Source organism: Rothia sp. HMSC065G12 (assembly GCF_001811455.1).
GTDB lineage: Bacteria > Actinomycetota > Actinomycetes > Actinomycetales > Micrococcaceae > Rothia > Rothia dentocariosa.
The window spans coordinates 233,649-247,469 of the sequence record NZ_KV804814.1; the positions used below are offsets into that span (position 1 = coordinate 233,649).

9 protein-coding genes and 1 pseudogene are annotated in these 13,821 nt (G+C 62.1%); 3 read left to right on the forward strand and 7 right to left on the reverse strand.

The annotated features are described in order from the left end of the window. Positions 1-230: 230 nt before the first annotated feature. From topA to HMPREF2804_RS05305, 7 genes and pseudogenes are all read right to left on the reverse strand, one after another. Positions 231-3,032, reverse strand: a complete 2,802-nt coding sequence (topA, locus tag HMPREF2804_RS05275; RefSeq protein WP_070627597.1) for a type I DNA topoisomerase — start codon at positions 3,030-3,032, stop codon at positions 231-233. Between the two features lie 216 nt (positions 3,033-3,248). Further along, positions 3,249-3,692: a pyridoxamine 5'-phosphate oxidase family protein gene (locus HMPREF2804_RS05280; protein WP_004005453.1), complete on the reverse strand. Its 444-nt coding sequence runs from the start codon at positions 3,690-3,692 to the stop codon at positions 3,249-3,251. 92 nt (positions 3,693-3,784) lie between these two features. Next, positions 3,785-5,512: a DUF7059 domain-containing protein gene (locus HMPREF2804_RS05285; RefSeq protein WP_070627598.1), complete on the reverse strand. Its 1,728-nt coding sequence runs from the start codon at positions 5,510-5,512 to the stop codon at positions 3,785-3,787. Positions 5,513-5,589: 77 nt separating this feature from the next. Next, positions 5,590-6,363: pseudogene (locus tag HMPREF2804_RS05290) on the reverse strand (LLM class flavin-dependent oxidoreductase); the annotation flags it as partial. 25 nt (positions 6,364-6,388) lie between these two features. Then, the gene (locus HMPREF2804_RS05295) at positions 6,389-8,293 is read right to left on the reverse strand and encodes a heavy metal translocating P-type ATPase (protein ID WP_070627600.1); all 1,905 of its coding nucleotides are present in this window, start codon (positions 8,291-8,293) and stop codon (positions 6,389-6,391) included. Next, entirely contained in the window at positions 8,290-8,658 is a 369-nt protein-coding gene (locus tag HMPREF2804_RS05300; RefSeq protein WP_007588138.1) for a Cd(II)/Pb(II)-sensing metalloregulatory transcriptional regulator CmtR, read from the reverse strand. The genes HMPREF2804_RS05295 and HMPREF2804_RS05300 overlap by 4 nt, the downstream gene beginning before the upstream one ends. Positions 8,659-9,462: 804 nt before the next feature. Continuing rightward, entirely contained in the window at positions 9,463-10,542 is a 1,080-nt protein-coding gene (locus HMPREF2804_RS05305; protein WP_070627602.1) for an LLM class flavin-dependent oxidoreductase, read from the reverse strand. Positions 10,543-11,290: 748 nt separating this feature from the next. Here HMPREF2804_RS05305 and HMPREF2804_RS05310 point away from each other — a divergent pair. The 3 genes from HMPREF2804_RS05310 (at position 11,291) to erm (ending at position 13,538) form a co-directional block, all read left to right on the forward strand. Beyond that, the gene (locus HMPREF2804_RS05310) at positions 11,291-12,469 is read left to right on the forward strand and encodes an IS256-like element IS1249 family transposase (RefSeq protein WP_005323424.1); all 1,179 of its coding nucleotides are present in this window, start codon (positions 11,291-11,293) and stop codon (positions 12,467-12,469) included. Between the two features lie 67 nt (positions 12,470-12,536). After that, positions 12,537-12,584 (forward strand): erythromycin resistance leader peptide, encoded by a 48-nt coding sequence (locus HMPREF2804_RS11455; protein ID WP_011116968.1) that lies wholly within the window; start codon positions 12,537-12,539, stop codon positions 12,582-12,584. A gap of 99 nt (positions 12,585-12,683) precedes the next feature. Beyond that, a complete protein-coding gene (gene erm, locus HMPREF2804_RS05315; protein ID WP_016459102.1) occupies positions 12,684-13,538 on the forward strand; it encodes a 23S ribosomal RNA methyltransferase Erm in 855 nt (284 codons plus the stop codon). The last annotated feature ends 283 nt before the right edge of the window (positions 13,539-13,821 follow it).

Here is a 13,821-nt window from a genome sequence, read left to right on the forward strand (position 1 = left end):
GCGGGTTCGCCCGCCGCACCTGGATGCACACACAGGCCAGAGAGTGCGACTAGCAGCGAGCGCCTAAGGCTGTCGCGCACGGCAAAGCGAAGCGGAGCCGTCGTGACTGGTCGCCTTGTAAAGCGAGCGCAAGTCGCGCATCCATGTAAATCTTGCCAAGCGCAACAATACGGATACGTAGCCCACGCTTTCGTGAGTAGCGCATCCGTATTGTTGGGAAGAAGAAAGGACTAGGCCTTCTTCGCCGCAGTCTTCTTTGCAGTAGTGGACTTTTTAGCGGTCGTTTTCTTCGCGGTACTCTTCTTGGCGGTCGTCTTCTTCGCCGCAGTCTTACGCTTCGCAGGCCCCTTAGCGCGCTTTTCGGCAAGCAGTTCGACGGCGCGCTCATGGGTGAGCGATTCGATGGTTTCCGAGCGCGGCACCGTAATGTTGGTAACGCCGTCGGTAATGTACGGCCCGAATCGTCCGTCTTTGACCACGATATTCTTCTCGCTGTTCGGGTCTACACCGAGCTCGGCGAGCGGGGGCTTAGCGGCGGCGCGTCCGCGCTGTTTAGGCTGCGCATAAATATCGAGCGCCTGTTCAAGGGTGATCGTGAAGATTTCTTCCTCAGATCCAATCGACCGCGAGTCGGTGCCCTTCTTCAGGTACGGGCCGAATCGCCCGTTCTGCACGGTGATTTCGTTGCCTTCCGCATCGGTACCGAGCACACGCGGCAGGCTCATGAGCTTGAGCGCATCCTCTAGGGTTACGGTCGCCAAATCCATAGATTTGAAAAGCGATGCGGTGCGCGGCTTAGCGGGCTTGGGCTTCTTCTTCGGCTTGGGTTTGCCGTTCTTGTAGTATTCGGTAGGCTGCGCATCCAGGTAGGCCTGAATCTGCTCCTCCGTCATCTCTTCGATAACTTCGGTAACGTACGGGCCGTAGCGCCCGTCGCGGGCGATAATCTGGTTCCCAGAGGCGGGATCGGTGCCGAGCACGCGCCCATCGGATTTGCCCTGCTCAAGCAGCTCTTTCGCCTTCTCAGCGGTCAGCTCGTCGGGCGCCAAATCGGTGGGAACGTTGGCGCGCACGGGGTCAGAAACCTCACCGGTTTCGGTATTGACGGTGCCTTCAGCCTCAAGGTAGGGACCGAATTTACCTACACGCAGCACAATGCCGTCAGCAATGCGGATCGAGTTAATATCGCGGGCATCAATATCGCCCAGATTATCCACGATCGGCTTGAGCCCGCGTTTCTTCTGCACCCCGCCGCCGAAGTAGAAGTCGCCCAGCCACTCCACGCGCGATTCTTCGCCGCGGGCAATGCGGTCAAGGTCTTCTTCCATCTGCGCGGTGAACTCGTAGTTCACGTAGGGGCCAAAACTGGTTTCGAGCAGGCGCACCACCGAGAACGCGGTCCACGAAGGCACGAGCGAGCCGGAACGCACCTGCACATAGCCGCGATCCATAATCGTTGAAATCACGGCGGCGTAGGTGGAAGGGCGCCCGATGCCCAGCTCGTCAAGAGTTTTCACGAGCGAAGCCTCAGTGTAGCGGGGCGGGGGCAGGGTCTCATGCCCGGCGGCTTCGAGTTTTTCGGCGGTGAGCGAGTCGCCCTGCGCGAGCGCAGGCAGGCGTTTCTCAGCGTTCTTGGCGTCGCGTTCTGCCAGGCGGGTTGCGTCTACACCTTCCTCATAGGCGGCGAGGAAGCCGCGGAAGGTGATAACGGTGCCGGATGCTGCGAACTCGGCGTCGCGCCCGTTGGAGGCAGTTGCCCCTAACCGCACGGATGCGGTCGAACCGGTGGCGTCTGCCATCTGTGAGGCGATGGTACGCTTCCAGATCAACTCGTACAGTCGGTATTCGTCGTTGGAGAGCGTGCCGCGCACGGCGTCGGGAGTGCGGAAAGCGTCACCCGCGGGGCGGATTGCTTCGTGCGCCTCCTGCGCGTTTTTGCTCTTGGAGGCGTAGGTGCGCGGCGCGGAGGGCACGTATTCGGTGCCGTAGAGTTCGGATGCTTGGCGGCGTGCCGCCTTCACGGCCTGGTCTGAGAGTGCCACCGAGTCGGTACGCATATAGGTGATGTAGCCGCTCTCGTAGAGGCGCTGGGCAACCTGCATGGTCACGCGCGATGAGAAGCGCAGCTTGCGTGCCGCCTCCTGCTGCAGGGTTGAGGTGGTGAACGGCGCGGCGGGGCGGCGTTTATAGGGTTTGGTTTCGACCGAGCGCACCGAGAAGGGAGCGGCGGTGAGGGCTTCGGCGAGGGTGCGCGCATCCGCTTCTGAGAGGTGGGTGACCTTAGTGGAGGTGAGGGTGCCGTCATCGGCGAAGTCTTTACCGGTGGCAACTCGGGTGCCGTCGACCGCCACGAGTTTGGCGTCAAAGCCCTCGTTGCTGGTGGTGATGAAATGCCCGGTCAGATCCCAGTAGTTGGCGGCGACGAAGGCCATGCGTTCGCGTTCACGCTCAACAACGAGGCGTGTTGCCACGGACTGCACGCGACCCGCGGATAGGCCGCGGCCGACCTTGCGCCACAGTACGGGTGAGATTTCGTAACCGTAGATACGGTCAAGAATACGGCGGGTCTCTTGAGCATCGACCAGGTGCAGGTCAACATCGCGCAGTTCCCCGAAGGCGCGTTCAATGGCTTCGCGGGTGATTTCGGGGAAGGTCATGCGGTAGACGGGAACCTTGGGTTTCAGAACCTCTTTGAGGTGCCAGGCGATCGCTTCACCTTCGCGGTCACCATCGGTTGCGAGGTAGAGGGCATCAACGTCTTTGAGTTTGCGTTTGAGTTCGGCGACTTTTTTCTTTTTGTCGGGGTTAACCACATAGTAGGGGTCAAAATCGTCGTCGATATTGACCGCGAACTTGCCGACCGGGCCCTTTTTCAGGTTTTCGGGCAGTTCGGAAGGCTGCGGCAGGTCACGAATATGTCCCATGGACGAATCCACCAGAAATTCGTTGCCTAAATAACCGCTGATAGTCTTCACCTTCGATGGTGACTCAACGATCAGCAGCGCTTTTCCGTTCTTTGCCTTGGTGGGCACGGCTCTCCTCATATTTGTATGGTGTAGATGCGATACAACAATAGCGCACATTCTGGCGGTTACGCCTATTAGGTGCGCTTATCACGCATGTGTCTTATCACGTTTTACAGCTTGTGTTTGGATTAAGGGTGTGGATGCAACGATACCAGTTATTATGCACGTCTGTATCGAGTTGGCAACCGTAGATATGGGCCTTAGGCGAGCTGGCGGGCGAAATTAGTTGTATGGAAAATATCCTTCGCCCTGGGCGGGAAGAAGCGGGTATTCGCGGCCGTACACTTTGCGCGGCACAATGCGCACCCACTGCATGAGGTGCCCGCTTTCGTAGTGGCGCAGACCGAAAGTGTGCACGAGCGGCGGGGTCATTTCGGGCGGCAGCCAGTGCGCCACGCCCTGCACGATCACGGAGCGGATGCCGTTCTCTAGTTCCTCGTCGATTTCAAAGGAGACGCGGCGGCTCATGACCACGGCGGAGAAACGGTCGCCGCGGGTGGTGCGCAGGTAGATTTCGTGGTCGGCTACCCCGTAGAGGACCGGCAGCACGTCTACGAAGTTGCCGTCGGTGAGCACGAGTCGCCCTAGGTTGTTGGCCTGCAGGCGCGCCCAGCAGTCTTCGGCGCTCATTTTCTTGGTGGTGTCTGGGGTGTCTTGCATAGTCATTCTTTTAGTGTAGGGGTTTCTTCGTGCCGAAATTTGTGATGTTCGGCGCGGCAAAGGCGTGTTTTACGGGTCCGCCGCTGGGGTGCCGGGGGTCAGCTGTTTTCATCCGCGAAGTGCAGAAAACTTTTTTCGATAAGTTCTCGAACAGCGACCAGCAGGGTGTCGCGCGGATGCTCGTTCTCGGTGCCGAAGGCGGCGCGCGCATCCGGCGTGTAGTCTTCCCAGCCGAGAAGCACGGCGAGCGCACCTAAAATCTGCCCGATGCTCAGCTCGCCGTCGCATGCGGAGACGAACCCGGCGGTTTCGGTTGAGAGCAGAATTGTGCGGCACAGCCCGGATCCGGCACGCAGCAGAATTACGTTCGGATGCTCGGCGCCGGGGCGACCGTGACGTTCTTCGGTCACGTCTTCGGCGACCACCAGGTGGGCTTCGGCGAGCGCCTGATCGGTCAGGGCGGTGAGGCGGTCGAAGCGTGTCACGGCCTCGGTGATGCTTTGCGCGATGGGCTGGGCTATGGGGTAGGTGATGTCTTCAAACCGGTTCAGGGGTGCGGTTTCGGTGGTGTGCGCCGGGCGGCGGAGCCAGAGCATCCCGAACCCAATAGAATGAACGTTCCGGTTTTTAAAGTCGTCGAGATAGGCTCGGTAGGTGCTCTCGTAGTGGTCGCGGTCACGGTTTTCGCTCGCGTCTTTGAGCCAGGTTTCCGCATAGGATTCGGGGGTGAGCACTTCGCGCTGAATTACCCACGCTTCGCTCGGGGTGCCGGTGGCTGATTCGGCGAACCAGGTGCGCAGGCGCGCATCCCAGGGCTGCGCTTCGCCTGTGTTGTCGCGGTGAATTTCCCAGTTGCCGAGCATCTGGGCGCGCCCGCCGGGCACCAGCACCTCGGGGATGCGCCGAATAAGCGTGCTGACAATATCGTCGCCGGGCAGCCCGCCGTCACGGTATGTAAACTGGTCGTCGCTGCTTTCGTCTGCGCGGCGCGGGGTAATGACGAACGGCGGGTTCGAGACCACAAGGTCAAACTGCTCCCCCGCCACGGGTTCCAGCAAAGAGCCTTGTCGAAGGCTGACGCGGGCTTCAAGGTTCTGCGGGTCGAGTTTCAGGGCCGGAGCGTTCAACAGCAGGTTAAATCGGGCGAAAGCGAGGGCACGCGGCGAAATATCGGTGGCCGTTACGTGGTCTGCGTGGGCGAGCAGGTGGAAGGTCTGAATACCACAGCCGGTTCCCACGTCAAGGGCGCGCGCCACGGGGGTGCGCTCGGTAATCTGCGCCAGGGTTAGGGATGCCTGCCCGATACCCAGCACGTGATCTTTGCGCAGCACCCCGGGTCGCTGATGCGCCCCCAAATCAGAGGCCACCCACAGCTCGGTGCCGTCATCAGCCGAATGCGGTCGCAGGTCAAACACGGCGTGGTACTGCGGTTCTTCGCCGGGGTTCTCTGGGGTGTGGGTATTTTCTGACTCCGCCGGTTCCACGAGGTTTGCCGCAATAAGGTCATTCAGCGCGGGTTCGCCGCCGAGCGCATCGGCAAGTTCCGCGCGGGTTAGGGTGCGTGCGAACAGGAAAAACCCGATCATGCGCGCCAGGCGGCGGTCGGGGTCGGTGGTGTGTGCATCATCAAGGATGTTCTGTACCCGCCAGGTGCCGGGCACAACCTGGTCGCGCGCCATTGCCTCAAAAGCGCGCTCCCCCAGCAGGTCACGCACCCCGTCGTAGCTGTAGTTAAGCCTCTCAAGGGCACCCCGGATTCGCTCAAGCCGGGCGGTATCGTCGCTTATGGGGGTGTCGGGGATGCGGGAGTACAGTTCATCAGCCATACTCCCCATTCTAAGCGCCCCGTTTCTTAACGCCGCGAGCAGGTGTTCCCACCCGATTTTGCGGGAACGGAACTCCGCTATGCCTTTACCGTCAGCGCGGGTTTGATGTCCTTCACAATGGATTCGAGCATGCGCAAGTTAAAGTCCACACCCAACTGGTTCGGCACGGTCAGCAGCACGGTATCTGCCGCCTGAACGGCAGCATCACGGGCGAGTTCTTCGGCAATCAGATCGGGTTCGCCAATATAGCTGCGCCCAAACCGCGAGAAGGTGTTGTCGATAATACCGGTGTAATCCTGCGAATCTTCCTGCGCGCGGCGGCCAAAATAACGCGCCGAATCGGCATCAATAATGGGGATAACCGAACGCGAGACCGAAACACGCGGCACGCGGGTATACCCTGCCTTGGCCCATTCCTCGCGGTAGAGGCGAATCTGCTCCGCCTGCTGCTGATCGAAAGGCACACCTTTATCTTCGAGCATCAGCGTTGAAGACATGAGATTTAGCCCCTGCTGTGCGGTCCATACGGCGGTGCTGTCAGTTCCCGCGCCCCACCAGATGCGCTCGCTCAGGCCGGGCGACTGCGGCTGCACGGGGGCGTACTTGCCCTGCACCCGCGCGGAGGGTGCCATGCCTTCGCCTTGGATTGCCTTCATGAAGATGTCGAGGTGACGACGTGCCATCGCACTCTCATCTTCACCCTCGGCGGGGAAATAACCGAAGCTCTCGAAACCGCGGATAACGGATTCGGGCGAGCCGCGTGAGACACCCAGCTGCAGGCGCCCGGCAGAAATCAGGTCGGCCATCGCGGCGAGTTCGGCCATATACAGCGGGTTCTCGTAGCGCATGTCTGAGTTATGGCGTTGGACGGAACACCTATTGCTTGCGGGCACGCGCAGCCCGCAGTCCGTTGGCGATGACGACGACTTCGGCGACCTCGTGCACGAGGACGACCGCTGCCAGGCCGAGCACGCCGGTGATCGCCAGCGGCAGCAGCACAGTGATGATCGCCAAGGACAGCACGATGTTCTGGTTGATGATCCTGCCGCCGCGGCGGGCGTGGCGCAGAGCCTGCGGGATAAGGCCGAGGTCGTGGCCGGTGAAGGCGACGTCGGCGGACTCGATCGCGGCGTCGGAGCCGGTCGCGCCCATCGCGATGCCCACGGTCGCCCCGGCCAGGGCGGGCGCGTCGTTGATGCCATCGCCGATCATCGCGGTCGGCGACGTCTCCGAGAACCCGGCGACGATGCGAGCCTTGTCCTCGGGACGCAGCTCGGCGTGCACGTCGCCGATCCCGGCCAGCTTCGCCAGCGCAGCAGCGGTGCGGGAGTTGTCGCCGGTGAGCATGCTCACCTCGACGCCCTGGTCGCGCAGGGTCCGCACGACCTCGGGGACCTCGGGGCGCAGCTCGTCGCGGACACCGATCGCCCCGGCCAGGAAGCCGTCGACGGTGACGAGCACGCAGGTCTGCCCCTCGGCCTCCAGGTCCTCGACCCGGGCCTTGAGCGGACCGGCGTCAATCCAGCGCGGACTGCCCACCGCCACCCTGCGGCCGTCGACCAAGCCACCGATGCCGTGCCCGGCCTCCTCGGCCACGTCCTGCGCGGCGGGGGTTCCCCGGCCCGCGGCGGCGATGGCGGCGGCGAGTGGGTGCGTCGAGTGCTGCTCCACGGCGGCAGCCCAAGCAAGCACCTGCGCATCGTCGAACCCATGGGCGGCGACGATGGCGGTTACCTCGGGCCGGTTGCGGGTCAGAGTGCCGGTCTTGTCCACGGCCAGGTGCCGGATGCCGCCGAGGCGCTCGAAGGCGGCCCCGCTCTTGATGACGACGCCGAACTTGGTCGCCGCGCCGATCGCGGAGACCACGGTGACGGGCACCGCGATCGCCAGCGCGCAGGGGCTGGCCGCGACGAGGACGACCAGGGCGCGGGTGATCCAGGTCTCCGGGTCGCCGAGCAGGGACCCGAGCACGCCGACGAGGACGGCGAGGACCATCACGCCGGGCACCAGCGGGCGGGCGATCCGGTCAGCGATCCGGGCTCGGTCGCCCTTCTCGGCCTGGGCCTGCTCTACCAGCTCCACGATCGTGGTCAGCGAGTTGTCGGTGCCCGCGGCGGTCGCCTCGACCTCCAGCACGCCGGCGCTGTTGATCGCGCCCGCCGACACCGCTTCTCCGGGCGCGACCTCGACCGGGATCGATTCACCGGTGATCGCCGAAGTGTCCAGGCTCGACCGACCCGAGCGGACCAGCCCATCGGTCGCGACCCGCTCGCCAGGGCGGACCAGCAGCACGTCGCCGACGGCGATCTCCCTAGCCGGGACCGAGGCGGAGGTCCCGTCGCGCAGCACGGTCGCGGTCTCCGGCACGAGCTTCAGCAGCGCGCGCAGCCCGCCGCGGGCGCGGTCCATCGCCTTGTCCTCCAGGGCCTCGGCGATCGAGAAGAGGAACGCCAGCGCGGCCGCCTCCTCGACGTAGCCGAGGATCACCGCGCCCACGGCGCTGATCGTCATCAGCAGCGCGATCCCGAGCTTGCGCTTCACAACGAGATTCCGGATCGCACCGGGCACGAACGTGTACGCGCCCAGCAGCAGGCCCGCCCAGAACGCGACCAGCGCCGCGATGTGCAGCCCCGACCACTCCAGCGCCAGGCCAGTGCCGAACGCGACGCCGGAGAGGATCGGCACGACCAGGCCGGGATCACGCCACCACGGGCGCTCTGCCTCCTCTGCCTCGTCCGCGGGGCTGGTCGTCGGCTCGTCGCAGCCGCAGGCGGCGCTCACGAGGCGTCCCCCGAACTGCTCGCGGCGCAGCAGCCCGGCACCGAGCAGGCCGGGTCGATGCACGGCGCGCTCTCGTCCACGGCGAGGGTCACATCGACCAGTGCCGTCAGCGCCGCGGCCAGGTGCGGGTCGGCGATCTCGTAGCGAGTCTGGCGGCCCTCGGGCTCGGCGACCACGATCCCACAGTCGCGCAAGCAGGTCAGGTGGTTGGACACGTTCGATCGGGTCAGCCCCAGCTCGCGCGAGAGCACCGCAGGGTGGCTCGGGCCGTCAAGCAGGGACATCAGGATGCGGGAGCGCGTCGGGTCGGCCATGGCCCGGCCGAGCCGGTTCATGACGTCAAGACGCGAAGCAATGGTCAGCATGCACTGAACTATACAGCAGCCGCTGACCTAATGTCCAGTTGTCGCGGCTGCCGCACGTGCTCCGCGCGCTTGCGGCGCTCGGCTTGGCCGGGCCGTCACCAAACGGGGGAAATGGCGTCATTAGAGGTACGACACGCCGGCAACACGCCGCCAACCAGCTTCTAATGCTGCAAAACCCCCACCGCAGCCAGCCTCGTGCGCCACATCGCCTACAAGACCTGGGCGCAGGGCCGATTGGCGCGAAAGAACTCGCCCAACACAGCCCCCTCAGCGGCATTTCCGCGAAAAGTTCGCCCAGCAAGCGTAAAAACGCCAATTTTGAGCCATTGTGAGCGCGCAGGGCGAACTTTTTCGCGCTCACGCACACATCAGGCCACGCCGGGCGAACTTTTTCGCGCAAGAGGAGCGACAACGTGGCGACTTTGAGACCGACAACACCACTGCGCGCCCCTGAACAGCAACCATTGAAACCGGCATCACCTCTGCACCCGAAAACTGCACCAAAAACACCCATTTCGCACCCACAAAGGCGATGACGGTTTCAATCCCACACGAGCACGAGCGAGCAAAGGCGATGGCGGTTTCAGACAACCGGCCAACCTGGCTCGCGGGTTCCAGCTGCGCGACCAGAAGGTATCAATGTGCCCGCTACCCCAAAAACTCGCATGCAATTCCCCCGCGCACACTTCATGCTTTGAAATATAATCGTTGAAATTCCGGGCTTTTCACTAAGTGACGAACTGCAGATGTCAGGGAATTGCATGCGAAACTGAGGATAGGGAACACGTCGAGGCACGGGACCGGCTACTCGGCCACGACCTCGTCAATGTCGTAACCCGTCGGGAGGACGCCCGGACGCGCCGGCTCCCACCCGAGCGCGGGGGCCACATACTCCGCGAAGTTACGGATAATCGACCAGTTTTCCTCGAATCCGAGCTGGTTGGGGATCGTCAGGAGGAGGGTGTCGGCCTCCGCAAGGGCGCGGTCCTGGCTCAGCTGCTGAATGAGCGTCGAGGGGTCTGCCGCGTACGTGCGCCCGAAGGTCGCAATGCCCGAGTCGAGGTGTCCGACCTGGTCTCCCGAGGCGCTCAGGCCATACAGGCCGCGGTCACGCTCGGACAGGAGCGGGAAGATCGAGCGCGACACGGACACGCGCGGCACCCAGTCATGGCCGGCCTCTACCCACGCCTGACGGTAGGCGCGCAGCTGCTCGGCCTGGATATCACCGAAAGGCTTATCCCCATGCTCGAAGACCAGGGTCGAGCTCATGAGGTTGACACCGTCGCGGGCCGCCTGGATCGCCGAGGCGTTGGATCCCGCGCCGTACCAGATCCGGGACCGCAGGCCGGGCGAGTGCGGGAGCACCGGCATGGGCGTGCCCGGGTTCATCTGCGTCGGGTACTGCTCGTGAAGCGGCGCAGCCTCGGCCATGGGGTGGCCGTCGATGGCGTCGAGGAATCGCTCGTAGTGGGCGCGGGCGAGGTCAGCACCGTTTCGCTCTTCGGAGCAGTAGCCGAAGGATTCCCATCCCTTGTTGGCGATCTCGGGCGCGCCGCGGGAGACGCCGAGGGCGGTGCGGCCGTCCGCGATCAGGTCCAGGGCGGCGGCCTCCTCTGCGAGGTAGAGGGGGTTCTCGTAGCGCATGTCGATGACGCCGGTTCCGACCTCGATGGCCTTCGTGCGCGAGGCAATGGCGGAGAGGAGCGGCATGGGCGCGGCCGCCTGCGGGGCGAAGTGGTGGACGCGGAAGAAGGCGCCATTGACGCCGAGCTCGTCGGCGGCGACGGACAGGTCGATCGCCTGGTGAAGGGACTCGGCGGCGGTGATGCCGTGGCGGCCGCCGTTCGAGTAGTGGCCGAAGCTCAGGAATCCGAAGTATTTCATGGGTTCAGCCTATGGGGTTGCGGTTGAATCTTCAACTATATGGGGTGTGGGATGCGAGATAGGCGGGCTGCCAGGGTCCGGCAGTGGGCACCGAGCCGACATGAAGGACCTTTCACACGCACGTGGGCCCGATCGGCACATATTCGCATGCAATTCCCCCGCGCACACTTCATGCTTTGAAATGTAATCGTTGAAATTCCAGGCTTTTCGCTAAGTGACGAACTGCAGGTGTCAGGGAATTGCATGCGAAACTGAGGACAGGGAACGCTTCGAGGCACGGGGCCTGGCTGTGGTGCCCACGGGAGCAAGAACATCACCGCCACCCACATTTCGCACGTAATTTATCGTGGTCATTTTTCGAGACACCCCAAAAACGTTGCAATTCCAACGACGCAAATTCAATGTTTGAACAAGCCGTAGGGGAATTACGTGCGAAATTGATGGGCGGTGGCGGGGCCTGGCCGGGCTTCGAGACGACGCGCCGAGCGCAGCTCGCGTGTGGCGATCTCGCGGGCGGGCCGCCGCCCACCGGCACACACAGCGGCCCGGCCCTCCGGCGCCCGGAACACCCGTGGGACCACAAGCCAGGGTTAAGGGTCAAAATGTGTGTCCGGAATCGCGGATTTTCACGGATTGACCTGTAGGTTTCCGGAAAGTATATGCTCCGGAAGCATATATCTAGCCCCCGACGGGAAATCCTCGGTGTGGCAGCCGTGATGTGCTATGCGCGGCGTGGTGTGGTGTCGCAATGTCGAAGAACCAACCACGCTGCCACTGCGGCGGTGAAATGAAACGCAACGGCACCACCAGCAAAGGCACCACCAGATGGCGCTGCAAACAATGCGGCGCCTCCAGCGTCAAACGTCGAAACGACATCACCAACGCGGCAGTGTTCACCCAGTTCATCGAGCATTGCACCACCGCAATATCACTCGACGACCTAGCCAAACGAAACGGTGTTAGCCGCGCCACCATGAAGCGGCGCTTCAAGTGGTGCTGGCTCGTTGATGTGCCTGACCCCACCGCCGGCCACCACAAGCGGATCTACGACCAGGTATTTCTCGATGGCACCTACACCGCCGGTGGCTGCCTGATCGTCGCGGCGACCATCGACCACGTGATCGCCTGGCACTGGTGCAAACACGAAACCACCCGCGACTACCAACTGCTGCTTGAACGCATCGAAGCCCCACTCATCGCCGTCATCGACGGCGGCCAAGGCGCATACAGCGCAATCAAAAAGTGCTGGCCGACTACGAAAATTCAACGCTGCCTCGTCCACGCCCAACGCGTGGTCCGCCGCTACACCACCACCAACCCACGCACCGATGCCGGGCGCACCATCTACCGACTTGCGCTGAAACTGACCCGGATCACCACACTGGATGAAGCCGCCGCGTGGGGTGTGCAACTGCACGAGTTTTCAACGATCTACCGGGAATGGATGAACGAGAAAACCATGATCAAAGACCCCAAAACAGGTGCATGGACCCGCGTGTGGACCCACCACAACGTGCGCAAGGCCTACAACAGCCTCAACCATCTTTGGCGGTCCGAGATGCTGTTTGTCTACCTCAACCCGCCAGCAGGAGTCCTTGCGCCCGAGCGGATCAAATCCACCACCAACAGCTTAGAAGGCGGCATCAACGCCCAGCTCAAACTGCTCGCCAGAACCCACCGCGGCAGATCAGGCGAACGACAACGCCGCATGCTGGATTGGTGGCTCTACTTAAAAACGGAACTGCCTGACGATCCAGTACGAATCGCCAGGCAGTCCGACTGGGGCCAGGGCCAACTCGCCAAAGTATCCACCCTGACCCAAACCGAGAACCAAGCCGACCACGAAACAGGACGCCCAGCCCTCTACGACAACGCTATCGACACCGACTACACCCACTCAATCGGCATTCAAAAAGGCCAAATCTAACCCCCGCGACACGCCGAGCCAGACACACATTTTGACCCTTAACCCTTTAATGGATATAATTAGACCCATGTTGATTTCAGGTACCGCTTTCTTGCGGTTGCGCACCAACCGCTAAGGCGGTTTCCTACCCCGTAGGTTAAAAACCGCTCCGGTCCTTTAGCCGGGCGGCTATTTGTCATGCCCGGCTCCCTTTCAAATCCAAGGAGCACACCTGATGTCTGCATACGGACACGGCCGTCACGAGCATGGCCAAAATTTTCTCACCAACCACAAGATCATCAACTCCATCATCGACCTTGTGAAACAAACCTCCGGCCCCATCATTGAGATCGGACCAGGAAGCGGTGCCCTCACTCACCCGATGGCCCACTTGGGGAGGGCGATAACGGCAGTTGAAGTGGACGCAAAACTAGCTGCCAAAATCACACAAGAAACCTCCTCGGCGGCGGTCGAAGTGGTCCATGATGATTTCCTTAACTTCCGGTTACCCGCCACTCCCTGCGTCATTGTGGGAAACATTCCCTTTCACCTCACCACTGCCATTCTTCGAAAGTTGCTGCATGCGCCAGCATGGACTGACGCTGTACTCCTCATGCAGTGGGAAGTCGCTCGCCGCCGGGCCGGGGTAGGCGCAAGCACGATGATGACGGCTCAGTGGTCCCCATGGTTCACATTTCACCTGGGTTCTCGGGTACCAAGGCCTGCTTTCCGGCCACAGCCAAACGTTGACGGGGGGATCTTAGTGATCCGCCGGGTGGGTGACCCGAAGATTCCGATAGAGCAGCGCAAAGCCTTTCAGGCGATGGTGCACACCGTTTTCACTGCCCGGGGACGCGGGATAGGGGAAATTCTCCGAAGGGCAGGGTTGTTTTCATCACGTTCAGAAACACAATCATGGTTGCGCTCGCGAGGAATCGACCCCGCGACCCTACCTCCCAGATTGCACACCAACGACTGGATCGATCTCTTCCAGGTGACTGGTTCCTCTCTACCTCACCATCGACCCATTTCACCATCGGGAAGTAGTCAACGACCTCCTCAACGGAAAAACCGAAGCCGGCGGCGTTAATCCCCACCAAAACCGAAATCCACCAGTAGTACTAAAAGGGCTCTTCCGGTTTTAGAGTGCATTGATTAGTTCGCCGGGGGTTCGGGCGTGGCACAAGATATTGGGGTCCTTGGCTTTGTAGGAAAAAGGTATCTAATCCATCCGTACAAAACTAAGGACCTACTGTGCAGCCTAACGGAAATGTCATCGTCGATACCATCTGCCGCACCGCAAAACTAGGAACTACTATCACCGGTGCCACAGAAAACGGGCTCTTCATAATTGGGGGTGTAGTTGGGGTCTG

Coding starts and splice junctions, on each gene's coding strand:
- HMPREF2804_RS05300 (WP_007588138.1), bottom strand. CDS start 8,658: ATGCTGACCATTGCTTCGCGTCTTGACGTCATGAACCGGCTCGGCCGG.
- HMPREF2804_RS05310 (WP_005323424.1), top strand. CDS start 11,291: ATGTCGAAGAACCAACCACGCTGCCACTGCGGCGGTGAAATGAAACGC.
- HMPREF2804_RS05305 (WP_070627602.1), bottom strand. CDS start 10,542: ATGAAATACTTCGGATTCCTGAGCTTCGGCCACTACTCGAACGGCGGC.
- HMPREF2804_RS05285 (WP_070627598.1), bottom strand. CDS start 5,512: ATGGCTGATGAACTGTACTCCCGCATCCCCGACACCCCCATAAGCGAC.
- HMPREF2804_RS05280 (WP_004005453.1), bottom strand. CDS start 3,692: ATGACTATGCAAGACACCCCAGACACCACCAAGAAAATGAGCGCCGAA.
- erm (WP_016459102.1), top strand. CDS start 12,684: ATGTCTGCATACGGACACGGCCGTCACGAGCATGGCCAAAATTTTCTC.